Annotated in this window: 23 protein-coding genes; 10 read left to right on the top strand and 13 right to left on the bottom strand. The window is 64.7% G+C overall.

Features of this window, described 5'->3' with window-relative positions; genetic code table 11:
- The first annotated feature begins 98 nt into the window (after window positions 1-98).
- A complete protein-coding gene (locus Q352_RS0111445; protein WP_028499463.1) occupies window positions 99-1,037 on the top strand; it encodes a patatin-like phospholipase family protein in 939 nt (312 codons plus the stop codon).
- A gap of 69 nt (window positions 1,038-1,106) precedes the next feature.
- On the opposite strand, the gene Q352_RS0111440 is transcribed toward Q352_RS0111445, so the two are convergent.
- Entirely contained in the window at window positions 1,107-2,813 is a 1,707-nt protein-coding gene (locus tag Q352_RS0111440; RefSeq protein WP_028499462.1) for a proline--tRNA ligase, read from the bottom strand.
- Window positions 2,814-3,010: 197 nt separating this feature from the next.
- Between Q352_RS0111440 and Q352_RS0111435 the strand changes: the two genes are divergently transcribed.
- Window positions 3,011-4,879: a potassium transporter Kup gene (locus tag Q352_RS0111435; protein ID WP_036386094.1), complete on the top strand. Its 1,869-nt coding sequence runs from the start codon at window positions 3,011-3,013 to the stop codon at window positions 4,877-4,879.
- Here the strand turns inward: Q352_RS0111435 and ampD are convergent, their stop codons facing one another.
- Window positions 4,880-5,437 (bottom strand): 1,6-anhydro-N-acetylmuramyl-L-alanine amidase AmpD, encoded by a 558-nt coding sequence (gene ampD / locus Q352_RS20795; protein WP_036386091.1) that lies wholly within the window; start codon window positions 5,435-5,437, stop codon window positions 4,880-4,882. It lies immediately after the preceding gene.
- 79 nt (window positions 5,438-5,516) lie between these two features.
- Here ampD and Q352_RS0111425 point away from each other — a divergent pair, with 79 nt between their 5' ends.
- Window positions 5,517-6,038 carry a hemerythrin domain-containing protein gene (locus Q352_RS0111425; protein WP_028499460.1) on the top strand — a complete coding sequence of 174 codons (522 nt, stop codon included), beginning with the start codon at window positions 5,517-5,519 and terminating at the stop codon, window positions 6,036-6,038.
- Here the strand turns inward: Q352_RS0111425 and Q352_RS0111420 are convergent.
- The 5 genes from Q352_RS0111420 to Q352_RS0111400 form a co-directional block, all read right to left on the bottom strand.
- Window positions 6,035-7,090 (bottom strand): sodium:calcium antiporter, encoded by a 1,056-nt coding sequence (locus Q352_RS0111420; RefSeq protein ID WP_244879576.1) that lies wholly within the window; start codon window positions 7,088-7,090, stop codon window positions 6,035-6,037. The genes Q352_RS0111425 and Q352_RS0111420 overlap by 4 nt on opposite strands.
- Before the next feature lie 528 nt (window positions 7,091-7,618).
- Window positions 7,619-9,409: a 2-isopropylmalate synthase gene (locus tag Q352_RS0111415; protein WP_028499458.1), complete on the bottom strand. Its 1,791-nt coding sequence runs from the start codon at window positions 9,407-9,409 to the stop codon at window positions 7,619-7,621.
- 153 nt (window positions 9,410-9,562) lie between these two features.
- A complete protein-coding gene (locus Q352_RS0111410) occupies window positions 9,563-10,354 on the bottom strand; it encodes a dioxygenase family protein (RefSeq protein ID WP_028499457.1) in 792 nt (263 codons plus the stop codon).
- 174 nt (window positions 10,355-10,528) lie between these two features.
- The gene (gene pssA, locus Q352_RS20790) at window positions 10,529-11,317 is read right to left on the bottom strand and encodes a CDP-diacylglycerol--serine O-phosphatidyltransferase (protein WP_169735647.1); all 789 of its coding nucleotides are present in this window, start codon (window positions 11,315-11,317) and stop codon (window positions 10,529-10,531) included.
- A gap of 71 nt (window positions 11,318-11,388) precedes the next feature.
- Entirely contained in the window at window positions 11,389-12,033 is a 645-nt protein-coding gene (locus Q352_RS0111400; RefSeq protein ID WP_028499456.1) for a phosphatidylserine decarboxylase, read from the bottom strand.
- A 392-nt stretch (window positions 12,034-12,425) separates the two neighbouring features.
- Here Q352_RS0111400 and Q352_RS0111395 point away from each other — a divergent pair, with 392 nt between their 5' ends.
- From Q352_RS0111395 to Q352_RS0111375, 5 genes are all read left to right on the top strand, one after another.
- Window positions 12,426-12,839, top strand: coding sequence for a FapA family amyloid fibril periplasmic chaperone (locus tag Q352_RS0111395; protein WP_036386088.1), 414 nt, complete (start codon window positions 12,426-12,428; stop codon window positions 12,837-12,839).
- A 10-nt stretch (window positions 12,840-12,849) separates the two neighbouring features.
- Window positions 12,850-13,467: a FapB/FapC family functional amyloid domain-containing protein gene (locus Q352_RS0111390; protein ID WP_028499454.1), complete on the top strand. Its 618-nt coding sequence runs from the start codon at window positions 12,850-12,852 to the stop codon at window positions 13,465-13,467.
- A gap of 112 nt (window positions 13,468-13,579) precedes the next feature.
- A complete protein-coding gene (locus Q352_RS20785; protein ID WP_036386083.1) occupies window positions 13,580-14,509 on the top strand; it encodes a FapB/FapC family functional amyloid domain-containing protein in 930 nt (309 codons plus the stop codon).
- 117 nt (window positions 14,510-14,626) lie between these two features.
- Window positions 14,627-15,328, top strand: coding sequence for a C39 family peptidase (locus tag Q352_RS0111380; RefSeq protein ID WP_199489859.1), 702 nt, complete (start codon window positions 14,627-14,629; stop codon window positions 15,326-15,328).
- Between the two features lie 30 nt (window positions 15,329-15,358).
- On the top strand, window positions 15,359-16,090 hold the full coding sequence (locus Q352_RS0111375) for a hypothetical protein (protein ID WP_156952531.1): 732 nt from the start codon (window positions 15,359-15,361) through the stop codon (window positions 16,088-16,090).
- A gap of 143 nt (window positions 16,091-16,233) precedes the next feature.
- Here the strand turns inward: Q352_RS0111375 and Q352_RS0111370 are convergent, their stop codons facing one another.
- The 6 genes from Q352_RS0111370 to ilvB form a co-directional block, all read right to left on the bottom strand.
- Window positions 16,234-17,532 carry a transporter family protein gene (locus tag Q352_RS0111370; protein WP_028499451.1) on the bottom strand — a complete coding sequence of 433 codons (1,299 nt, stop codon included), beginning with the start codon at window positions 17,530-17,532 and terminating at the stop codon, window positions 16,234-16,236.
- A gap of 145 nt (window positions 17,533-17,677) precedes the next feature.
- Window positions 17,678-18,514 (bottom strand): S-formylglutathione hydrolase, encoded by an 837-nt coding sequence (fghA, locus tag Q352_RS0111365; RefSeq protein WP_028499450.1) that lies wholly within the window; start codon window positions 18,512-18,514, stop codon window positions 17,678-17,680.
- Window position 18,515: 1 nt separating this feature from the next.
- A complete protein-coding gene (locus tag Q352_RS0111360; RefSeq protein ID WP_028499449.1) occupies window positions 18,516-19,634 on the bottom strand; it encodes an S-(hydroxymethyl)glutathione dehydrogenase/class III alcohol dehydrogenase in 1,119 nt (372 codons plus the stop codon).
- A 151-nt stretch (window positions 19,635-19,785) separates the two neighbouring features.
- A complete protein-coding gene (gene ilvC, locus Q352_RS0111355; RefSeq protein ID WP_028499448.1) occupies window positions 19,786-20,802 on the bottom strand; it encodes a ketol-acid reductoisomerase in 1,017 nt (338 codons plus the stop codon).
- A gap of 95 nt (window positions 20,803-20,897) precedes the next feature.
- The gene (ilvN, locus tag Q352_RS0111350; protein ID WP_028499447.1) at window positions 20,898-21,389 is read right to left on the bottom strand and encodes an acetolactate synthase small subunit; all 492 of its coding nucleotides are present in this window, start codon (window positions 21,387-21,389) and stop codon (window positions 20,898-20,900) included.
- A gap of 20 nt (window positions 21,390-21,409) precedes the next feature.
- Window positions 21,410-23,167, bottom strand: a complete 1,758-nt coding sequence (ilvB, locus tag Q352_RS0111345; RefSeq protein WP_028499446.1) for a biosynthetic-type acetolactate synthase large subunit — start codon at window positions 23,165-23,167, stop codon at window positions 21,410-21,412.
- A gap of 277 nt (window positions 23,168-23,444) precedes the next feature.
- Between ilvB and Q352_RS0111340 the strand changes: the two genes are divergently transcribed.
- Together Q352_RS0111340 and Q352_RS0111335 are read left to right on the top strand one after the other, a co-directional pair.
- Entirely contained in the window at window positions 23,445-24,191 is a 747-nt protein-coding gene (locus Q352_RS0111340; protein ID WP_146745122.1) for a hypothetical protein, read from the top strand.
- Window positions 24,188-24,613: a DUF3106 domain-containing protein gene (locus Q352_RS0111335; RefSeq protein WP_028499444.1), complete on the top strand. Its 426-nt coding sequence runs from the start codon at window positions 24,188-24,190 to the stop codon at window positions 24,611-24,613. Before Q352_RS0111340 ends, Q352_RS0111335 begins: the two co-directional genes overlap by 4 nt.
- Window positions 24,614-24,650: the final 37 nt, after the last annotated feature.

The following is a 24,650-nucleotide window of genomic DNA, read 5'->3' as shown; positions in this document are numbered from 1 at the left end:
CTCGTCCGTTCCGCGTCGCGGGCCCGTCCGGTGGGCGGTAGACTGAAAGCGTTTACTTGATAAGGACTGGCGCCCTTGCGACGGCCCCGGGACGCAGTATGGGATACAAACTCGGCATCAACACCCTCGGCATGCACGGCCAGGGCGGGCCGCTGGATGCGCTGCCGTATCGCAAGATCGCGCTGGTCTGCGAAGGCGGCGGCCAGCGCGGCATTTTCACTGCCGGCATTCTCGACACCTTCCTGAAGCAGGATTTTTTCCCGTTCCAGCTGATGATCGGCACCTCGGCCGGCGCCCAGAACGTCTCGGCCTATGCGTGCGGCCAGCATGGCTATGCACGCGACGTCATTACCCGGCTGACCACCAGCCGCGAATTCTTCAACCCGATGCGCTTTATCCGTGGCGGGCACCTGATCGACCTGGACTGGCTGCTGGACACCACTGCCCAGTCCTGTCCGCTTGATCTTGAACAGGCGCGCCGCCGGCTGGAAGGGCGTGAGCTGCTGCTGTGCGCCTGCCGCAGCGATGATTTCCGCCCGGTGTACTTTCGCGTGCAGCAGGATGACTGGCTCGGTGCGATCAAGGCATCGAGTGCCGTTCCACTGTTCTACCGGCGCGGCGCGGTACTGAACGGCGTGACCTATCTCGATGGCGGCGTGCGCGACGCCATCCCGGTGCGCGAGGCCTGGCAGCGTGGCGCCGACCTGATCGTGGTCATCCGCACCACGCCGGCCGGCGTCATGGAACCGCCGCCCTGGCGCCTGCGCATGCAGGGCGCACTGGCGAAAAGCCGCTTCCGCGACTGGGTCGCCCTGTTCGAGTCGCACGAGCAGAGCTATGTCGATACGCAGAAATTCATCGAAAACCCGCCCGGCAACCTGCGCATCGTCGAAATCGCGCCGCGCCGGCCGCTGCGCAGCCGCATCGTCGGCAGCTCGGCGGGGGAACTGGACAGCGATTACCGGCGCGGCACACTGTGCGCCCGGCATTTCCTGAACAAGGTTGCCCCGTACCTGCAGCAGGTGGACCCGCGCTGAAACCGGTCTGGCGTCCGGCAAAAAAAGCCGCCGGGCAGCAGCCGGGCGGCTTTGTCGTGGCGGAGCAGATCAGCTTGCGAGTTTGTTCCGGATCAGCGCGGCCACGTCAGCCAGCGGCACACTGGTCGCGGCACTGTCGCGGCGTTGCTGGTATTCGACGTTGCCTTCCTTCAGCCCCCGGTCGCCGATGACCACGCGGTGCGGCAGGCCGATCAGCTCGCCGTCGGCCAGCAGCACGCCCGGGCGCTCGTCACGATCGTCCAGCAGCACATCGATGCCGGCTGCCTTCAGTTCGGCGTACAGCGCGTCGGCGGCTGCCTTGACCGTCTCTGAGCGGTGATAGCCCATCGGCACGATGCCGACGGTGAACGGGGCCATTGCATCGGTAAAGACAATGCCGCGCTCGTCGAAGTTCTGCTCGATCGCTGCGGCGACAATGCGGCTGACGCCAATGCCGTAGCAGCCCATTTCCATGACCTGTGACTTGCCGTCGCGGTCGAGGAAGGTGGCCGACAGTGCTTCCGAATACTTGGTGCGCAACTGGAATACGTGGCCGACCTCAATGCCGCGGCACAGCGCCAGTTCGCCCTGGCCGTCCGGACTCGGGTCGCCGGGCAGCACATTGCGCAGATCGGCGACTTCCGGTTCGGCGACATCGCGGCCCCAGTTGACGCCGGTGTAGTGCTGGTCGTCCTCATTGGCGCCGGTAATCATGTCGGCCATGGCGGCGACGGTGCGGTCGGCAATGACACGGCCCTTGAATCCGACCGGACCCAGCGAGCCGGGGCGGGCACCGAAGGCAGCCTCGATGTCGGCCGGCGCGGCGAAGGTCAGCGGCGAGTCGATACCGTCGATCTTTTCCGCCTTCAGCTCGTTCAGGGTGTGGTCGCCACGAACCAGCAGCAGCACCGGGCCGTCGCTGCCGTTGACTACCACCGCCTTGACGGTGGCCTTGATGTCGACATTCAGGAAGGACACCAGGTCGGCGATGGTCTTGACCTTCGGCGTGTGCACCTTGCACATCGGTGCGCTCGCTGCCGGACGCGGCGTGGCCGGGGCGACGGCCTCGGCCAGCTCGACGTTGGCGGCATAGCCGGAGGTCGGGCAGTAGGCGATCACGTCCTCGCCGGAGTCGGCCAGCACCTGGAACTCGTGCGAGCCGGTGCCGCCGATCGAGCCGGTATCGGCCGCGACCGGGCGGTACTCGAGGCCCAGACGGTCGAAGATGCGGCAATAGGCGTCGTACATGGTCTGATAGGTGGCCTTCAGACTGTCGAAGTCGGTGTGGAACGAGTACGCATCTTTCATGACGAATTCACGCGCGCGCATCACGCCGAAGCGCGGGCGGACCTCATCGCGGAACTTGGTCTGCACCTGGAAAAAGTTCAGCGGCAGCTGCTTGTAGCTTTTCACTTCCTTGCGCACGACGTCAGTGATGACTTCCTCGTGGGTCGGGCCGACGCAGAAGTCGCGGTCGTGACGGTCCTTCAGGCGCAGCAGCTCCTTGCCATAGAACTCCCAGCGGCCGGATTCCTGCCACAGTTCGGCCGGCTGGATGGCCGGCATGATCAGCTCGACGCTGCCGGCGCGTTCCATTTCCTCACGCACGATGCGTTCGACCTTCTTCAGCACGCGAAAGCCGATCGGCATCCAGGTGTACAGACCGCTGGCCAGGCGCTTGATCAGACCGGCGCGCAGCATCAGTTTGTGACTGGGAAGTTCGGCTTCGCTCGGTGCTTCCTTGAGCGTGGACAGGAAAAATTGGCTGGCGCGCATGGTGACGATATCCGTTGGAATACTGGCAAAATTGTCCTGATTGTAGCGTGCGGCGGGCACGGGCGAACAGGGAGGTGCGGCGTTTCCGCCACTGGGATCAAACGGATCATGAAGATGTATTACTCCCGGCGCGTTGCACAGACTACAATTCGACCGTTTCCGTTGCACCGCCGGCTAGTCCCGGCGGTTTCGCTTTCATGCAGACTGCCACTACGTCCAAACCGTTGCCTCCCGTTGTCATCGCCGCCCTCGGCGTGGTCTTCGGCGACATCGGCACCAGCCCGCTGTACACGCTGAAGGAATGCTTTTCTCCAGCGCACGGGCTCGCGCCGACGGCAGACAACGTGCTGGGCATCCTGTCGCTGATTTTCTGGGCGATCATGCTGGTGGTGTCACTGAAATATGTTGCCTACGTGTTGCGGGCCGACAATAACGGCGAAGGCGGGGTCATGGCGCTGATGGCGCTGGCGCTGCGCGCCAAGCGCAGCTGGAGCCTCGGCCTGATGATCGTCGGCATCGCCGGGGCGTCGCTGTTCTACGGCGATGCCGTGATTACTCCCGCCGTGTCGGTGCTGTCCGCTGCGGAAGGGCTGGAAGTGGTGACGCCGGAGCTCACGCCGTATGTGCTGCCGCTGGCGATCTGCGTGCTGGTGGCCCTGTTCTTCGTCCAGCGTTACGGCACGGCGAAAATGGGCACCTGGTTCGGCCCGGTCATGGTGCTGTGGTTTGCCTCCCTGGCTGCGCTGGGGCTTTACAACATCATGCAGGTGCCGGAAGTCCTGGCAGCCCTGAATCCGTATCACGCCTTCCTGTTCGTCGAGACACACCGCTTTGCCGCCTATCTGGCGCTGGGTGCCGTGGTGCTGGCGCTGACCGGCGGCGAGGCACTGTATGCCGACATGGGCCACTTCGGCCGCCGGCCGATCCGCTGGGCCTGGTTCGGTCTGGTGCTGCCGTCGCTGACGCTGAACTACTTCGGCCAGGGGGCGCGCATCATCAAGGAACCGTCCGCCGTCACCAATCCGTTCTTCAACCTGGCGCCGGACTGGCTGGTGCTGCCGCTGGTGGTACTGGCGACACTGGCCACGGTGATCGCGGCGCAGGCGGTGATCTCCGGCGCCTATTCGCTGACCCGTCAGGCGGTGCAGCTCGGCTACTGCCCGCGGGTCGACATCCGCCACACGTCGGAAAACGAAATCGGCCAGATCTACATTCCGGTGGTCAACTGGGCACTGCTGGCTTCGGTGCTGATCGTGGTGCTGGTGTTCCGCAGCTCGTCGGCACTGGCCGCCGCCTATGGCATCGCCGTGACCGGTACCATGGTGCTGACCACGATTCTGGCTTTCATCGTGTCGCGCTATCGCTGGCGCTGGCCGCTGCCGGCCGCGCTGGCCGTGACCGCCTTCTTCCTGAGCATCGATCTCGCCTTCTTCAGCGCCAACGTGCTGAAGGTGGTGGACGGCGGCTGGCTGCCGCTGCTGCTGGGCCTGGTGATCTTCACCCTGCTGACCACCTGGAAGCGCGGGCGCGAGCTGCTGTACCAGCGCCTGTTCGCCGATGAACTGCCGCTCGACGACTTTATCCGCAACCTGGAATCCTATCCGCCGGCACGGGTGACCGGCACGGCGGTGTTCATGACCGGGTCGACCCAGGGGATTCCGCATGCGCTGCTGCATAACCTGAAGCACAACAAGGTGCTGCACGAGCGGGTGGTGCTGATGACGATCAAGAACGTCGACGAACCATTCATGCAGGATGACACCCGGGTCGTGGTCCGGCGGCTGTCGCCGGCATTCTGGCAGGTGATCGCGCGCTACGGCTTCAAGGAAAGCCCGAGCGTGCCCGACGTGCTGGCACTGTGCGCCGAGCAGGACCTGGTGCTGGAAGAAATGGATACCTCGTTCTTCCTGTCGCGCGAATCGCTGATCTCGTCGTCGCGGCCGGGCATGGCACGCTGGCGCGAGCGACTGTTCGTGCTGATGTCGAAGAATGCGACCCGGGCGACCGACTTCTTCCACATCCCGGCCAACCGGGTAGTGGAAATGGGGACCATGGTCGAACTGTAGTCAGCCCTCGCCGCGCCACAGCGGCAGCCCGCTGCCGCGCGTGGTGCGCTCCCAGTCGAAGGTCGGGCCGGGATCGCGCTTGCGGCCGGGCGCGACATGCTCGTGGCCGGCCAGCTCGCGCACGCCCGGGTGGCGTGCCTTCAGCGCCTTCAGCAGCGGGATCAGCGTCAGGTACTGGGCATCGGTGAACGGATCGGTCAGATTGCCTTCCAGCTCGATGCCGAGCGAGAAGTCATTGCAGCGCTCGCGTCCGCGCCAGTTCGACACGCCGGCATGCCAGGCCCGCGCCACGGTCGGCACGCACTGCCAAAGCGTGCCGTCGCGACGAATGAAAAAGTGGCTCGACACCCGCAGTCGCGCCACTTCCGCATAGTACGGGTCGGCATCCGCCTCCAGTGTATTGGTGAACAGCCGCAGCACGGCGTCGCCGTCATAACAGTCCGGCGGCAGGCTGATGTGGTGGATCACCACCAGCTCGATGTCCATGCTGCGGGCATCGTGGTTTGGCGAACGGCACTGCCGTGCCGGGCTGCAAATTCCTTGAGCGTCGATAATCATCGGAGCGTGGGCCTGCGTCTACAATGGCGATCACTGTAGCAGATGCCGCCCGCCCCCGAATCCGCCTGGAGTCCGCCCGATGCAGCCAGAAGAACCGTTTGCCGCACCCGCGCCGAGCTTCGCCGCGCCGCTGGACATGCTGCATGCCTGTCACGACAAGGTGCGCCGCTTTGCCGGCTGGCTGGATGCCCTGCCGGCCTGGCTGGAACAGCACGGCTGCAATGACGGTGCCGTCAGCGCGGCGCAGGGCATCTTGCGCTATTTCGATATTGCCGGCCCGCTGCATCACGATGACGAGGAACGCGACCTGTTTCCGCTGCTGCTGGCCCGCGACCCGTCGCTGGCCGATGAAATTGCCGCACTGAAGGCCGAGCACCGCGCATTCGCCGGGCTGTGGGCGCAGCTGAAGCCGCAACTGGAAGCCGTGGCGGCGCGCCAGACCGCCACGCTGGATGCCGCGCTCGCCCACGCCTTTGCCGGCCGCTACCGCGAGCATGCGGCGCGTGAGGAAGGCGGGGTCTTCGCGCAAGCCGCCGTGCTGCTGTCCGCCGCCGAACTGGCGGCCATTGGCGAGCCGATGCAGGCGCGGCGTCGCGCCTAACTGAGCGTGATCGCCAGCACCAGATACGACGCGTACAGCACGCCGTTCAGCATCAGGTGGCGGATGCGGATACCGCCCGGATGACGGGCCAGATGCCGCAGCCAGCAGGCGGCGACCAGCGTGATCACCAGACCGAGGAATACTTCCGGACGCGGCACCCACGGTGTCAGCGCAATGCCGATGGCCGGCAGCAGGGTGCCCTGGAACACCATGGCGCCGGTGATGTTGCCGAAGGCCAGGGTGTCCTTGTCACGGCGGACCCACAGGATGGAATTGATCTTCTCCGGCAGTTCGGTGGCGATCGGAATGATCAGCAGCGACAGCAGCAGCGGCGAGATGTGCAGGAAGGACGAGGCGCCGGCCACGCCGTCGATAAAGCCCTCGGCGCCCCAGACCAGCAGCGTCAGCCCGAGACCGAGCTGAAGGACGATGGTGAACAGATTGACCGGCAGCCGCAGCCGCGCCAGATACATGGTGTTTTCCGCTTCGGTGCCGTGCCCGGCCTCGACCAGCGCGCTGGATGCCTTCAGCGTTACCAGCATATAGACGAAGTACAGCAGCACCAGCACGAACGACAGCATGCCGCGCAGGTGCAGGCTGTCGTACTGGTGCGGGACGAACATGGCCAGCGTCGCAATGGCGTAGCCGGCCAGGAAGAAGCTCAGGTCGCGCTTGAGACCGGTCGGTTCCGGCCGGATATGACCGTGCAGTCCGCGCTGGCGCAGCGCGGCGATGGCCATCATGCAACAGGTCAGGGTGCCGAGCATCAGCGGCGCGCCCAGAATGGCGCCGACCCCGATCTCGTGGTTGACCGTCTGGTCGGCGGTGCCGCCGATAATGGCCAGAATCGGCACCAGCGTTTCCGGCAGCGCGGTGCCGACTGCCGCGAACAGCGAGCCGGTGACACCCTCTGAAATATGCAGCTTCTCGCCCAGATGCTCCAGCGCATTGGTGAAGATTTCGGCGGCGGCAAGAATGACCAGCAGGAAGAAGAACAGTTCGGCGAACAGCAGCGGCATGACGATGGCCGGGTCAAAATGGCGGGCCGTCATTGTATGCCTGTGGCGGCGGCTGTGCTGCGGCTGCAGGCATTGTCGCCGCTGGTGTCCACCCTGCAAGAGAGCGAAGAACGGACGAGCGAAGCGAGGTTTCCCCGCGGCGGCGGGGACGGAAGGGGGCGGGTTCAATCAGGCGACTGCCGTGCTCATGACGGTTGCTGTCAGCCGGGCGTGTACCGGCGCCCCTGCTGCCGCTGGTGTCCGCCCTGCAAGAGAGCGAAGAACGGACGAGCGAAGCGAGGTTTCCCCGCGGCGGCGGGGACGGAAGGGGGCGGGTTCAATCAGGCGACTGCCGTGCTCATGACGGTTGCTGTCAGCCGGGCGTGTACCGGCGCCCCTGCTGCCGCTGGTGCCCACCCCTGCAAGCAGTCGAGGCCGCCCTTGGTAAGGGCGGCCCGGCGTCGACGGCGTGGATCACACGGCCGGACGGTATTTCCTGACCTCGGCGGCGGATCGCGCCGCGTTGGCGATGACGGGTCGGTTAACAGATGGATGACATCTGCCGACGGGATCTGGAGCGGTTCAGACGCTGCTGTGCTGAGCGTGCAGCCGTTCGGATTGGGAAAGCTTGTTCAGCGCCGACAGATAGGCCTTGGCACTGGCGACGATGATGTCCGTGTCGGCACCCTGACCATTGACGACGCGGCCGTCGCGGGCGAGACGCACGGTGACTTCGCCCTGGCTGTCGGTACCCTGGGTAATGGCATTGACCGAGTACAGTTCGAGCTCGCTGCCGCTGCTGGCGACGCTTTCGATCGCCTTGAACGTGGCGTCGACCAGGCCGGACCCGCTGGACTCGGCACGACATTCCTGCCCCTGCTGGTTGAACACGATCTCGGCACGCGGCGACTCGCCGGTTTCGGTCGCCAGTTTCAGCGACACAAACCTGAACGCTTCCGGCTCATGGGCGCTCAGCTCTTCGTTGGCCAGCGCCAGCAAGTCTTCGTCGAAAATTTCGCGCTTGCGGTCGGCCAGCTCCTTGAAGCGGGCGAAGGCTGCATTCAGTGCCACCTCGCTGGCGATCTCGATGCCGAGCTCGGTCAGCTTGGTGCGGAACGCGTTGCGGCCGGACAACTTGCCGAGGGTCAGGCGGTTGGTCGACCAGCCGACACTTTCGGCCGACATGATTTCGTAGGTTTCGCGGTGCTTGAGCACACCGTCCTGGTGGATGCCGGATTCATGCGAGAACGCATTGGCGCCGACGATGGCCTTGTTCGGCTGTACCGGATAGCCAGTGATGGTCGATACCAGCTTGGACGTCGGCACGATCTGGGTGGCATCAATGCGGGTTTCCAGCCCGAACACGTCCTTGCGGGTCTTGATCGCCATGACGATTTCTTCCAGCGACGCATTGCCGGCGCGCTCGCCAAGGCCATTGATCGTGCACTCGACCTGGCGTGCGCCGCCCTGGATCGCGGCCAGCGAATTGGCGACCGCCATGCCGAGGTCGTTGTGGCAGTGGGTCGACCAGATCACCTGGTCGGCGCCGGGTACGCGGGCGATCAGCGTGCGCATGTGTTCCTGCCAGACCGACGGAATGCTGTAGCCGACCGTGTCCGGGACATTGATGGTGCGGGCGCCGGCCTTGATCACCGCCTCGAAGATGCGGATCAGGAAGTCGATGTCGGAGCGGACTGCATCCTCGGCCGAGAACTCGATGTCATCGGTGTATTCGCGACCGACGGCGATGGCACTGACCGCGGCGGCCACCACCTCGTCCGGCGTCATGCGCAGCTTCTTCTCCATATGGATCGGGCTGGTGGCGATGAAGATGTGGATGCGGCCCTTCGCGGCCGGCTGGATGGCTTCACCGGCGGCCCGCACGTCGCGTTCGTTGGCGCGGGCCAGCGAACAGACCGTGCTGTCCTTGATGATGCCGGCGATGGCATGGATGGCTTCCGCGTCTCCCGGGCTGGCGGCAGCAAAACCGGCCTCGATGATGTCCACCCCCAGACGTTCCAGCTGGCGGGCGATGCGGATTTTCTCTTCCTTGGTCATCGCCGCGCCCGGGCTTTGTTCGCCGTCGCGCAAGGTGGTGTCGAAAATATAGAGGCGGTCGCTCATTTCACTATTTCTCCGGGGGTCAGGCGCGCTCGCAGTGAGCAGATAGGTGTTCAGATCGAAACGCCGGCCTTGCTGTGCCGCAAGTTGTGCCAGCTTGTTCAGCTGCGCCTGCGGCAGGCCGCCGCGTGCGCGCCATTTGTACACCGCTGCGCGGCTGATCGGCTCCTCGGGCCAGGCGCGCGTCAGCGCATCGGCCAGGGTGGCGGGGCCGCCAAAGTCGTCGATCAGTTTTGCAATGTCCAATGACATGGGTGTCTTTCCTGAAGTGCTGTAGGAAACTTACCCAATATCGGACAACCGGTCAAACAAAAATCGTAATCAAGCGTAAAAAACTTCATTTTTCCCATGTCCAAACAACAATATCGGACATATTGTCCGATATTGTTGTTGAAAAAAGGCGCATCAGGCTGTGGCGGACGGCACCGGATCGAAGCGATAACTGTCCATCGACAGCGCACTGTCCTCGCCGTGATAGAAACGTGTGGCCCGGGCCCCGGCCCCGGCGGCACCCAGCGCGACGAACAGCGGCAGCAGGTGCTCGTCGGTCGGGTGGGCACGCGTGGCGCCCGGTGCCTGGTGGCGATAGTCGAGCGCGCTGTCCACCGCGCCGGCCGTCAGCGTCCGGTACATCCAGTCGGCGAACGCCTCGACATAGGGCTGGGCCGGCAGGCCGGACATGGCATCGCGCAGATTGTGGGTCAGGCTGCCGGAAGCCAGTACCAGCACGCCGTCGGCCGGCAGCGCCGACAGGGCCTGGCCGACCCGGTAATGCCAGGCCGGATCACGGCGTGGCTGGACCGACAGCTGCAGCACCGGAATATCGGCCTGGGGATACAGTTCGCGCAGCGGCGTCCAGGCGCCGTGATCGAGACCGTAGTCGGGATCTGTCGTGGCCTCGATGCCGGCGCCGGCCAGCAGATCGACAATTTCCCGCGCCAGCGCCGGCGCGCCGGGGGCCGGGTATTGCAGCTGGTACAGCGGGGCGGGGAAACCGTAGAAATCGTGGATGGTGGCCGGCTGCGCGGCGGTCGACAGTACCGGCGCCGGCGTGTTCCAGTGTGCCGACACGGCGAGAATGGCACGCGGGCGCGGCAGGCTGGCAGCCAGCGTGCGCCAGGCATGACCGATCTCGCCGGTATCCAGTGCCAGCATTGGCGAACCATGGGAGACGAACAGGGTGGGCAGGGTGGACATGAGGGCTCCTTCGCGGCGGATGTGTCGATGGCCCAGTGTCGCACTGCCAGCCCGGGAGATAAACCGGCTGGTTCGGTACGGTTTGTAGCGAAAACCGGAACAATCGCGTGGCAACAGGCCAGCAAAAAAGGAACCCGCGGGTTCCCTTTTTGCTGGCCTTGCCGATCGCGAACGTCAGTCCTGTCGCGGGCTGTCGTCTGCCTTGTCCGCCGGGCTGATGTCGAGCTCGGCACGCGGTACCGGTTCGACCGCGGGCTTGCGGCGTCCCATGCGCAGCAGTGCCAGCACATAGCCGGACAGCGCATAGACGACAAAGAAGCCGAACAGCACCAGCGCCGGCGTCGAGGCCGTCAGCAGGATGACCACCAGCACCACCAGCATGGCGACGAACGGCACCTTGGCGCGCGGATTGATTTCCTTGAACGAGTAGAAGCGGACGTTGGTGACCATCGAGATGCCGGCAAAGGCGGTGAACACCAGCGCGATCCAGTCGATGCCGGGCACGTCGAGGCTGTACGCGTGCACGATCCACACCAGGCCGGCGACCAGCGCCGCGGCGGCCGGACTCGGCAGGCCGGTAAACCAGCGCTTGTCGGCCACGCCGATCATGGTATTGAAGCGTGCCAGGCGCAGTGCCGCGCCGGCGCAGTAGATGAAGGCGACCATCCAGCCGAGCTTGCCGAAATCGCGCAGCATCCATTCATAGGCAACCAGTGCCGGCGCGACGCCGAAACTGACCATGTCGGACAGTGAGTCGAACTCGGCGCCGAAAGCGCTCTGGCTGTGGGTCATGCGGGCGACGCGGCCATCCATGCCATCGAGGATCATGGCAATGAAAATGGCCACGGCGGCCAGCTCGAACTGGTTGTTCATGCCCTGCACGATGGCATAGAAGCCGGCAAACAGCGCGGCAAGCGTGAACAGGTTCGGCAGCAGGTATATCCCCTGGCGGCGCAGGGGCATTTTTGTCTGGGTATCTGGCATGTGTCTGATGGGGGCGCAGCCGCGGAAGGTCTCCGCGGCCGGAGGCGATGTTATTCCGCCAGCTCGGCGAGAATGGTGTGAGTGGCGCTCACTTTATCACCGATGGCAACCTTGACGGTAGCCGACAGCGGCAGGTACACGTCCACCCGGGAACCGAAGCGGATAAAGCCGTAGCGCTGGCCACGGGCCAGGCGGTCGCCCGGCTTCGCGTAGCAGAGGATGCGACGCGCCACCAGACCGGCGATCTGGATAAAGGTGACCTCGGTGCCGTTGTCCATCCGCACCGATACCGCGTTGCGCTCGTTTTCGGTCGAGGCCTTGGCCATCGACGCATTCAGGAAGCTGCCGGCATGGTAGTTGACCTGGGTCACCGTGCCATCGACCGGGCTGCGGTTCGAGTGCACGTTGAACACGTTCATGAACACGCTGACCTTGATCGCCGGCTGCTTCAGCTGCGGGTCCTCGGTGCGTTCGACCACCACGATCCGGCCGTCAGCCGGGCTCAGTACGGCGTTCTTCTGCGTCGGGATGGTTCGCGCCGGGTCGCGGAAGAACTGCACGACAAACAGCGCCAGCAGCCAGAACGGCAGCGACCAGGCACCTATCGCATAGCTCAGGACAATGGCCAGGGCAACGGAGCAGACAATGTAGGGCCAGCCTTCGCGGGCCAGGATCGGGTGCGGGTAGTGATTCATGGACTCGTTCAGTTCGTAACCAGCGGACGATTGTAAAGCAGCCGTTGCTGTGACAGGCAGCTTTTCTGATCTGCCGGCGGGCGGGCCGGATGAATGTGCTGGCGGATTCTCAAAATCGGACGGCATTTTCGCTGGTGGGGATGACGTTGTCCCAGCATGCCTGACGGAATGTTCATCGTTGTCTACCTCCATGCATATGACAACTCATGAACAAAGCATATCCCTGCCTGCCCGAGTCATTCCTCACGGCTAAGTCCTGTCTCGGATATGAAACAGTCATGGCGTTCTGCCAGCGGTGTGAAAATAAAAAGCCATTGAAATCAATGCGTTGATCGGTTGGCACGCATCCTGCCATATGAAGGGCAGAAAAGTCCGACACACCGGAGACCGCCATGAACACAACGTCCTACTTCCGCCCGATGCTGGTCAGCCTACTGGCTGCCCATGCCGGGCTGGCACTGGCGGACGGCGGCAATATCGTCATCCGGCGCGAACTGCCTGTCACCCCGTATTTCCAGCTGGCGAACACGCCGAAAAATCCGCAGACCACCACCGTGAACACCGACCGCTCGCCCGAGGTGCTGGGCAGCATGGGGATCGGCGAAGCGAACAGTGCGCTGCTGGGGGCCCGGCCCGGGGTTTACGGCACCCAGTCGGGTTCGACTGCCCAGGCCGTCACGGCGCCGATCGGCAGCAACCTGTCGACGATGGGCGGCAGCCAGGGCGGCGGTGCCAGCGGCGGAGCGTCGGGCAGCCTGGGCGGCAGCATTGCCAACACCGTGACCCGTTCACTCGGTATCCGCTGAGGACATGGCCATGAAGCGCACTCCCCTCTGCCTGGTCCTGCTGCTGCCGCTGGCGGCGACGGCGGCCGACATGGACACCCTGATTCAGGGCAGCGGCGGCCAGTCGGTCGGTCGTCAGGCGGTCAACCAGGCCGCCGGCCTGGGCAACCAGCAGGCGAACCAGACCGTGCTGTCGACGACGACGGCGGGGCTTGCACAAGCCGCCGCGCAAACCGGGCAGGCACAGCGGGTCACGGCCGGCGATCTGGCCGCGCTGGGCAAGAACAATTACAGCGCCAGCATCAGTGGCGGGAGCTTCCAGGGCGGGGTCGGCGTGCTGCAGGTCAATCAGGTCAGCGGGGGTTTCAACCAGACGCTCAACCAGTTTGCGCTGGCGACCGGACCGAATGCCAGTGCGACGACCACGGCCAGCCATGTCGGTGCGGTCGACGACAGCCGGCTGGCCGGTCTGACCTCCGCCGCGCCGGACAGTGGTGGCAGCGGGAACGAGGTGGCCGGCGGCAAGCGGCAGGCCACGATGGATGCGGCAAGTTTTCAGAATCTCAGTGGCGTGGTTCAGGTGAACCAGGTCGCGGGAAACGGCAATCAGGCAGGCAATGGCATCGCCCTGGCGGTACATGCGCCCTGATGGTCTGGCAGTGAGGCAGTGGCAGTAAGGAATTCACGGGGACGGGCAGTTCTCGACTCCATGATGCCGGCGCGGGCAAACGCGCATTCAATCAAGCAAGGAGAAACTCATCATGAAAACCCAGATCAAACTGGTTCTGCTGGCAGTGGCCGGCGCGTTCGCAGCCTCCTCGGCCCTGGCTGGTGGCGGTTACAACCCTCCGGGAGGCGGGGAAGACGGCGGCACCAAGTTCACCGACACCAAGAGCACCTCGTCGACGGTGAGCAATACCTCGACCGCCAGCAAGACCACGACCGGCAAGTTCGCCCAGGAATCCGACAAGAGCAATGTCGAAAAGGTCAGCACTGACATCAAGATCAACGGCGGCGGCACGCTGAACATCACGGCCAAGGCCGATGCGGCGACCAACACCCGTCAGGTCAGCTATCGCAATGATGGCGAGCTGGGTTCCAATGCGTCCGCCTCCGTCGACCACAGCGTGACCGGCAACCTCGGCAATGTCGGCCTGAACGTCGGCGCCGGTGATGGCAACCAGCAATCGAATGCGCTGGCCATTGCCGACCTGTCCTTCGTGACCGGTGGCGTCTCGGTGTCGTCGGACAGCTGCCGCGGTGGCGATTGCGGCAATGGCGGGACCAGCAGCAAGGGCGCGGCAGCCATTGCCAGCAGCCAGGCCGAGCAGGATGGCCAGCTGAACAACTGGTCGATCGGCCATGGCGACAAGCTGACGGCCGCGGTCTGGCACTCGGTCAACGGCAACACCGGCGTCGTGGGTGTGAACGTGGCGGCCGGTCAGGGCAACCAGCAAGGCAACAGCACGTCGATCGCCAATGCCAAGGGTGCCATCCTGGCTTCCGCGACCGCTTCGACCAGCCAGCAGCTTGACCACAACAAGTCCTTTACCGATCAGGCTTGCGATCTGACTGCAGCCGTCGGCAACTCGCTGATGAACAACACCGGCAACGTGGGTGTGAACATCGCTTCGGGCATCGGCAACCAGCAAGCCAACTCGCTGGTTATCGCAGCGGCTTCCGGCAAGTAAGGAAAGCGGCAGGGGAGGACGGGGCGCGGACTTTCGGGTTCGCGCCCATGTTGCAGCCGAATGGTGCGCAGGCAGCGTGACCGCAGTGGCCGCTGTTCCCGCGCAACGGAGAATGTCATGACACGCAAATGGATGCGGACGGGCGTGCTGGCGCTGCTGGTGTCGGGGCCTGCCCTGGCGGCCGCGCCGGACAGCGCGCCGATGCGGGTCGATGTCTCCAGTACCGTGTCACTGTCGAAACCGGTCTGGAGCCTGAAGGCAGCCAGGTTTCGCAATGTGGTGCAACAGCAGACCGACTACAGCTGTGGCGCAGCCGCACTGGCCACGCTGCTGCGTTACGCCTATGGACTGCATATCGATGAAGGCGACCTGATCGAGGCCATGATGGGGGTGTCCGACCCCGAACTGGTCCGGACCCAGGGTTTCTCGATGCTGGACATGAAGACGCTGGTCGAGGCGATCGGCCTGCGCGGGCGCGGTTACCAGATGAAGCTGGAAGACCTGCCGACCATCCGCGTACCGACCATCTCGCTGGTCGACTATCGCGGCTACAAGCATTTTGTCATCGTGCAGCGGGCCACCCGCGACGTGGTGTTCATGGCCGATCCGGTGCTGGGCAATCGTCGCGTGTCGCTGAAGGAATTCGGCGAAGGCTGGAATGGTGTGCTGCTGGCCGTCATCGGGCCGAACTACAACCGCAACAACGTGCTGCTGACGCCGCCGGACCCGTTGCGGCGCAGCCGGATGGTGAACGAGTTCCGGCCGATACGGGATGCCGACCTGATGGAGTTCGGCTTCACGCAAAGCGATTTTTTCTGATCGTGCCTGGCACGGTCACGGGGGACAACCATGAAACGGATTGTCTGGATGGGCTGTCTGGCGGGGCTGGGGTTGTCGGCCCCGGCGCTGGCGGCCGAGCCATTGCGCATTACCGAGGTCGGCAACGACATGCTGGCCAATATGCGCGGCAAGTATGTGGCACCCGGTCAGATCGTCAGCTTCGGTCTGGAAATGGTCACCAGCTGGCAAACGCAGGCCGGCGACACCCAGTCGGCTGCAGTGAAGTTTGCCGCGTCGCAGGGCAACGGCTTTTTGCCGACCATCACCGTCTATCAGTCCGGGAACAAGAGCGGGGCGGCAGCGGCGGCAGGGACCGGTACCGTGGTGCAGACCGACCTGTCGACGGTAAAGGGGGTGTCGCAGGGAATACAGATTGCCGGCGACGGCAACCGGGTCGGCAATGGCATCGGCGTGGAAGTGGGGCCGGCCGGCACCACGGCGCCGGGGCTGACTGCCGGCATGACCCAGGTCGGCACCCTGTCGGCCAGCGGTACCACCACGCTGCAGGCCGGCAATGTGCTGGCGGCATTGCAGAGCGGCCGTCTGTCGCTGAGCATGGCGGTCGCCGGGCAGGGGACGGCGCAGCAGGGCATCGGCAACGGCAACCTGAGCCAGCAGACGGCTGTCATCAGCAGCCACAATCAGGTGACCAATCTGGCCCGGCTGACCGTGAACATCGACGCCGCGTCGCTGCGCTCCAGCACCGTGCCGCTGGTCAACCTGATGCGCGGCATCCAGTAGGGCGACACCTGCGCCCCGTTTTGACTGTGACCGTCTTTTCCGCCTGTGCGGGGACACGGACCAGACAACAATAATCATGCACTGGCCTGCTCCTTGCCCCCGGAAACCCCCTTTTGTTCCGGGGCTCTTTTTCATTTCCGCGTTCAGAAGTTGTACGGGAAGCGGAGGCTCAGCGAGTAATCCGGCGAATCCGGCGTCAGCCCGATTGCCAGGTTCGGCACCACCGACAGGTTCTTGTTCACCACCCAGGTCAGACCGAAGTTGAACGCGGCGGCGTGGGTGTCGCTGTTCAGCACATCCTGTTCGCTCTGCCCGTCGTACTGGATACGGGTCTTCCGGGCAATCGACGACGAGTACGACATGCCGAGGCTCATGCGGTCGTTGAGCGCAAAGGCCATGCCCATGCCGAGCTGGATGCTGTCGCCGAGCTTGACGTGGCCGGGCAGCGTCTGACCGACCTGCTGGCTGATATCGTCGAAGTGGCGGCGGATGTTGTAGGTGTAGCCGAGGTTGGCGAACAGCACGACCGGATCGACCGTCTTGACGAAGGACATGCCGGCAGTGACCGCCCATACGCCGTTGCCGGTCGGCAGCTCGTTCGGGGTGGCCAGCACCTGGTTGCCGCTCTGGTCGCGCGTGACCAGCTTGATGCCGTATGGCTCGCGTCCGGTCGGTGCCCGCACGCGCAGGCTGCCGACGATGTCCGGCCAGTTCTCGTCTTCTTTCACCAGCTTGTACGCCAGGCCAAAACTGGCATCGCCGATGGCCGGGCCGGACGAGACGTTGGCTTCGATCGGGACGGCGGTGCCGGTCTGGGTGATGTAATCGCTGTAGCGGTACAGGAACGGGATATTGGCATCGAACTGCCAGCGGTCACCAAGCGACATGCGCCCGGTCAGGTCAAAGGTGAAGGTGTTGCTCTTGATGCGGTCGAGATTGATGCTGCCGAGCAGGATCGAGTCGAGCGCATAGAAGCCGCTGACGTTCAACTGGCGCGAATCGTAGTGCGAATAAGTGAGCCCGGCTTCCAGCGAGAAGCGGCTGCCGGTCAGGAAGCCGCTGGCGTTCTGGTAGATGTCCTCGACGCTCTTCTGCGGCGGGATATCCTGTGCGGCAGCCTGCTGGACCGTGCCGATTGCCGCCCCGCTGCCGGCCGCACCGCCGGCTGCCGCGAAGTCGCCCCCCGCCGTTGCGGCGGCACCGGCACTGCTTCCGGCTGCTGCCGTGGCGGGCGGGGCGCCGGAGGCGGCGGCCAGCGCCTTGATGCGGGTTTCGAGCTGATCAAGTGTGCGTTGCTGCGCGGCGTAGCGCTGCTTGAGCAGATTGAGTTCCTGGGTCAGGCGCTGGACTTCTGCATTGTCCACGGCAGCGAAGGCGGCGGGAGCCCAGGCCAGCGAGACGGCAGCGGCGATACAGGACGGAACGAGGAGGGATGGCTTCATGCGCGGCCCGGTATGAATGTTTCGGACAGCGCGCACCCCGCGCGCCGTCGCGTATGTCATTTATGGCACATGGATGAAGTTTTCCCAGTCGGATTTTTCCTGCCGATGTGCGGCCGGGAACCGGTCAGGGCGGATTTGCCGTCGATCAGTCTGCTGCGAACAGCGCCCGTGCATGGTGGGCAATGTGGTCGCCGATAAAACTGGCGATGAAATAATAGCTGTGGTCATAACCGGGATGCAGCCGCAGCGTCAGCGGGTGGCCGGCTGCCGCGGCCGCGGCCCGCAGTCGTTCCGGTTGCAGCTGGGTGGCGAGAAAATCGTCTGCTTCGCCCTGATCGACCAGCAGCGGCAGTCTTTCCGTTGCAGAAGCCAGCAGTTTGCAGCTGTCATATTGCTGCCACAGTTCGCGATCATCGCCCAGATAGGCGGAAAACGCCTTTTCTCCCCACGGCACCTGGCCGGGAGCGACGATAGGCGCGAAGGCCGAGACGCTGCGGTAACGACCGGGGTTTCTCAGTGCCAGCACCAGCGCGCCATGGCCACCCATCGAATGACCGGCGATGGCGCGCTGGCTGCCGGCGGGCAGGCAGGCTTCGATCAGTGCCGGCAATTCGTCGCGCACATAGTCATACATCCGGTAGTGCGCCGCCCAGGGCGCGCGGGTGGCATTGACGTAAAAGCCGGCACCCTGGCCGAGGTCGTAAGCGGGATCGTCGGCGACCCCGTCGCCGCGCGGGCTGGTATCCGGCGCGACCAGCATGATGCCATGCTCGGCTGCGTAGCGCTGTGCGCCGGCCTTGGTGATGAAGTTCTGCTCGGTGCAGGTCAGGCCGGACAGCCAGTACAGCACCGGCACCGGTCGCTGCTGCGCCTGCGGCGGCAGGTAGACCGCGACATGCATCGGGCAGCCGAGCACGGCCGAGGTATGGCGGTAGACGTCCTGCCAGCCGCCGAAGCAGGCGTTGCGTGCTATGCGCTCCATGTCAACTGCCCTGGAAGTGGATGACCGCGCGGATCGATTTGCCTTCATGCATCAGGTCGAAAGCTTCGTTGATGCGTTCCAGCGGCAGGGTGTGGGTAATGAACGGATCGAGGTCGATCTCGCCGTGCATCGCCTGTTCCACCATGCCCGGCAGCTGGCTGCGACCCTTGACGCCGCCGAAGGCCGAACCGCGCCAGACCCGGCCGGTGACCAGCTGGAACGGGCGGGTGCGGATCTCCTGGCCCGCGCCGGCCACGCCGATGATGATGCTTTCGCCCCAGCCCTTGTGGCAGCACTCCAGTGCCGCGCGCATCACGTCGACATTGCCGATGCACTCGAAGCTGAAATCGACGCCGCCGTCGGTCATCTCGACGATGACGTCCTGGATTGGCCGCGCATGATCCTTCGGGTTGATGCAGTCGGTGGCACCCATGCTGCGCGCCAGCGCGAACTTGTCCGGGTTGGTGTCGATGGCGATGATGCGGCCGGCTCTGGCCTGCACCGCGCCCTGGATGGCGGCCAGACCGATGCCGCCGAGACCGAATATGGCCACGGTATCGCCGGCCTTGACCCTGGCGGTATTGTGCACCGCGCCGATGCCGGTGGTGACGCCGCAGCCGAGCAGGCAGACCTTTTCCAGCGGCGCTTCCGGATTGACCACGGCCAGCGAGATTTCCGGCACCACGGTGTACTCGCTGAAGGTGCTGCAGCCCATGTAGTGGTAGATCGGCTGGCCGTTGTACGAGAAGCGGGTGCTGCCGTCCGGCATCAGGCCCTTGCCCTGGGTGGCGCGTACGGCCTGGCACAGATTGGTCTTGCCGGACAGGCAGAACTTGCACTTGCCGCATTCGGCCGTGTACAGCGGAATGACGTGATCGCCTTCCCGGACGCTGGTGACGCCGTCGCCGACCTTGACCACGATGCCGCCGCCTTCATGGCCGAGCACGGCCGGGAAGATGCCTTCCGGGTCGTCGCCGCTGAGGGTGAAGGCATCGGTGTGGCAGACACCGGTATGGGTGATGCGGACCAGCACTTCGCCGGCGCGCGGATCTTCGACGTCGATCTCGACGATTTCCAGGGGTTTGCCTGCAGCAAAGGCAACGGCGGCGCGTGATTTCATGGTTCGGCTCCAGTGGGGGCGGGGGCCGCGCAAGCGGCGGCCGGCATGCCGCCATTATGGCCGGGCCGCCCGCCAATGAAAAACCCTTCGCCAATGGCGAAGGGTTCGGGAACAGCCTGACGCCCCGCGATAACGGGGGCGTGCAGTCCGGTCAGTTCTTGCTCTGGTCGACCAGCTTGTTCTTGGCGATCCACGGCATCATCGCGCGCAGCTGGCTGCCGACCTGTTCGATCGGATGAGCGGCGGTCAGGCGACGGCGGGCGGTCATGCTCGGGTAGTTGGTCTTGCCTTCGAGGATGAACATCTTCGCGTATTCGCCGGACTGGATGCGCTTGAGTGCATTGCGCATCGCGTCCTTGGTCGCTTCGGTCACGACTTCCGGGCCGGTCACGTACTCGCCGTACTCGGCGTTGTTCGAGATCGAGTAGTTCATGTTGGCGATGCCGCCTTCGTACATCAGGTCGACGATCAGCTTCAGCTCGTGCAGACACTCGAAGTAGGCCATTTCCGGCGCGTAACCGGCTTCGGTCAGCGTTTCGAAACCGGCCTTGACCAGCTCGACCGCACCACCGCACAGCACGGCCTGTTCGCCGAACAGGTCGGTTTCGGTTTCTTCGCGGAAGTTGGTTTCGATCACGCCGCCCTTGGTGCCGCCGTTGGCCGCAGCATACGACAGCGCCACGTCGCGGGCCTTGCCCGACTTGTCCTGGTACACGGCGATCAGGCTCGGCACGCCGCCGCCCTTCAGGTATTCGGAGCGCACGGTGTGGCCCGGGCCCTTCGGCGCAATCATGATCACGTCGACGTCGTCGCGCGGCACGATCTGGTTGTAATGGACGTTGAAGCCGTGGGCGAAGGCCAGGGCCGCGCCCTTCTTCAGGTTCGGCTCGATGTCGCTGGCGTACACCTCGGGCTGCGATTCGTCCGGCAGCAGGATCATGACCACGTCGGCCTTCTTGACCGCCTCGGCGACTTCCTTGACCTTGTGGCCGGCCGTTTCGGCCTTCTTCCACGATGCGCCGTTCTTGCGCAGGCCAACGACGACGTCTACGCCGGAATCCTTCAGGTTTTGCGCGTGGGCGTGACCTTGCGAACCGTAACCGATGATGGCGACCTTCTTGCCCTTGATCAGGCTGAGGTCGGCGTCTTTGTCGTAGTAAACCTTCACTGTATTTCTCTCCATGCTGCGTGAAACGGGCCGCGTCGCATGCGGCGCGGCGGCCAGTCAGTGCCGCCAGTTTCAGCGGGTGTTGCCGGGGTTTCTCAAATTTTCAGGATGCGCTCGCCACGGCCGACGCCGGAGGCGCCGGTGCGGACCGTTTCGAGGATGACCGCACGGTCGATGGCCTCGATGAACGCGTTGAGCTTGTCGCTCGTGCCGGTCAGCTCGATGGTATAGCTTTTTTCGGTCACGTCGATGATGCGGCCGCGGAAGATGTCCGCCATCCGCTTCATTTCCTCGCGATCCTTGCCTGCGGCGCGAACCTTGATCAGCATCAGTTCGCGCTCGATATGCTCGGACTCGTTGAGGTCGATGACCTTGACCACCTCGATCAGCTTGTTGAGCTGCTTGGTGATCTGTTCAATCACGTCATCGGATCCGTGCGTGACGATGGTCATGCGGCTGAGCGTCGAGTCCTCGGTGGTGGACACGGTCAGCGAGTCGATATTGTAGGCGCGGGCGGAAAACAGCCCGACGACGCGCGACAGCGCGCCGGCTTCGTTTTCGAGCAGAATGGACAGGATGTGACGCATGGTATTTTCTCCCCCGTCCGTTAGCACAAGTTGGTGTAGTCGCGGTCCGACGCCGAAGGCAGATCGGACATGTGCGGCGGCAGGTCCATCTCGTCCAGCCCCTTGCCGTTGCCGACCATCGGAAACACGTTGGCGGTCGGATCGGTGCGGAAGTCGAGGAAGACCAGGCGGTTCTTCAGCTTCTGGCCGAAGGCTTCGCGCAGCACCGGCTCGACGTCGGCCGGGCTTTCGATCTTGAAGCCGACATGGCCGTAGGCCTCGGCGATCTTGACGAAGTCGGGCAGCGAATCCATGTACGACTCGGAATAGCGGTTGCCGTAGTAGAACTCCTGCCACTGGCGGACCATGCCGAGGTAGCGGTTGTTCAGGCTGATGACCTTGACCGGCGTGTGGTACTGCTTGCAGGTCGACAGTTCCTGGATGTTCATCTGGATCGAGCCTTCGCCGGTGATGCAGGCGACGACGGCGTCCGGGTTGGCAAGCTGCGCACCCATGGCGGCCGGCAGGCCGAAGCCCATCGTGCCCAGACCACCGGAGTTCAGCCACTGCCGCGGACGGTCGAACTTGTAGTACTGCGCGGCGAACATCTGGTGCTGGCCGACGTCGGACGCGACGATGGCCTGGCCACCGGTCACTTCATACAGCTTTTCCACCACGAACTGCGGCTGGATGATCTCGCTGTCCTGGCGGTAGCGCAGACACTGCGGCTCACGCCAGGCTTCGATCTGTTCCCACCATGCGGACACGGCGGCCGGATCGGGCAGCAGGTTTTCATGGCGGATCTGCGCCATCAGCTCGGTGACGACATCGCGCACATGCCCGACGATCGGAATGTCGACCTTCACGCGCTTGGCGATCGAGCTCGGATCGATGTCGATATGGATGATGCGCTTGGGCACGGCGGTGAACTTTTCCGGCACCGACACCACGCGGTCATCAAAGCGGGCGCCGATCGCGATCAGCACGTCGCAGTTCTGCATCGCCAGATTGGCTTCGTAGGTGCCGTGCATGCCGAGCATGCCGACAAACTGGCGGTCGGTGGCCGGGTAGGCACCGAGACCCATCAGTGTGTTGGTCACCGGGGCATTGAGCAGGCGTGCCAGCTCGGTGACCTCGGGACAGGCATTGGCCAGGATCGCGCCGCCGCCGACATAGATGAACGGCCGCTTGGCTTCCTGAATCAGCTGCGCCGCCTTGCGGATCTGGCCGGGGTGGCCGCGGCCGGCCGGCTGATAGCTGCGGATGTGAACCGAGTCAGGGTAGTTGAATTCGATGCGTGCCTGGGTGACGTCCTTCGGGATATCGATGACCACCGGGCCGGGACGACCGGTCTGGGCGATGTGGAAGGCCTTCTTGAAGGTTTCCGCAAGGTCGTTGATGTCCTTGACCAGGAAGTTGTGTTTCACGCACGGCCGGGTGATACCGACCATGTCGACTTCCTGGAACGCATCCAGCCCGATGGCAGGTGTCGCGACCTGGCCGGAGATGACAACCAGCGGGATCGAGTCGAGGTAGGCCGTGGCAATGCCGGTCACGGCATTGGTCGCACCGGGACCGGAGGTCACCAGGGCAACGCCCACTTTCTGGCTGGAGCGGGAATACCCATCGGCAGCGTGTACGGCAGCTTGTTCATGACGTACCAGTACGTGCTTGAACTTGTCCTGTCTGAAGATTGCGTCGTAGATTTCCAGCACTGCCCCGCCCGGGTAGCCGAAGACGTATTCGACCCCTTCTTCCTGCAGACAGCGCGCGACGATTTCGGCGCCGGAGATTTCCATTTGATAGCCTCTTGATGCCAGTTTCATCATTACGGGTGGCAATCGAAGTTAGCTGATATGACAAAGGGCGGTCAAGCGGATTTGTGCTTTGCAAAAAAACAGCCACAGCCCGGATTTTGCTGGAGAATCCTCCTTCTGCGTGACCATGGCACCGGCACGGAGTCGTCCATGCCACATAACGGTGCGTTAGCCGTATTGCGTGCTGCGCAAGCGCCGGATGTGGCAATAATCTGTTAGGCTGCATCACGGTTTTCCCTCGTCATTCTGTACTGGAAAAATGTCCGGTCCCTCCCGAGAATTTCTCGTTTCCCCGCTCGTGCCGATTGCCGAACGCTACTTTCTCGCCTGCTCGGGCGAGGTTGGGCAGGCCTCGGACGGGGTCGCGGCGTTGATGGCACGGCTGGCGTGCTACGGGCCGGCGCTGGATGCCGGTCTGCTGCCGCTGGCCTGGGTGCGGGAGATGAGCCGGCTTGGCCGGCAACTGGCGCGTCAGGCCGAGCCGCTGGAACCGGATGCCAGGCTGGATCTGGAAGCGACCTGGCAGCGCGCCTTGCGCGTGCTGCCCGCTGCGGAGCGCGATGCCCTGTTCGCCGTCGACCTGTACCGCTTGCCGGTGAACGATGCGGCACGAGCGCTTGGCGCGTTGCCGCGCGCCGTGGCCGCCCGCGCCGCGCAGGCCCGGGCGCACCTGCTGGTGCTGATGCGCCAGCAGGGACACGATATCGACGATCCGGTCGCGCTGATCACCACCGGCATCACCCGGCTGCACGCGGTGCCGGCCCCGGCCCCGGCAGGGGCCGCGCCGATCCTGACCCCGTCCGCCACCTGGCGCTGCTGGCGGCTGCGGCATGCCTTGCTGCTGCGCCGGGGAGCCTGGGGACTGGGCGTGATGCTGCTGCTGGTCTGCGTTGCCGTCGGGGTGCAGATGCGCTTCGGCAATCGCCAGGATGCCGCACGCGATCTGCGCTTGCTGGCCAATGAGCTGCCGCCGGCCGCGTTCGTGCCGGACGGGGAGGGACGATGAGCAGGGTGTGGATGCTGTGCCTGACGCTGACGCTGGCGCTGGTCGCCTGTTCGCCCTCCGGGCGACCGGTCAACCCGCCGTGGTCGCAACTGACCGAGCAGGAGCAGAGCGTGCTGGCGCCGCTGCAGCCGGAGTGGAATCGCTACAACCCGCGCAAGAAACAGGAGTTTCTGGCCCTGGTCGGTCACTGGGCGTCGCTGACGCCGGCCGAGCAGACCAATGTGCAATTGCACCTGTACGACTGGGCACTGATGGAAATGCCGGACCGGCAGGCAGCACGCCGGACGTTCGACCGGATCGAGTCCCTGCCGCCGGCGGCGCGGGACGCCGCACTGGCGGAACTGGCCGAGCGCGAGCGGGTTCGCGAAGGGCGCGAGCCGGCGGCCGGGATCGAAACACCGGATGCTCCGTCGGCGCGCTGAGCCGATGACCGCAAGCCGCCCACCCTCTAGAATGGCG

Source organism: Microvirgula aerodenitrificans DSM 15089 (genome assembly GCF_000620105.1).
GTDB classification, from domain to species: Bacteria; Pseudomonadota; Gammaproteobacteria; order Burkholderiales; family Aquaspirillaceae; genus Microvirgula; species Microvirgula aerodenitrificans.
This window is presented reverse-complemented; position numbering and strand designations above follow the sequence as displayed.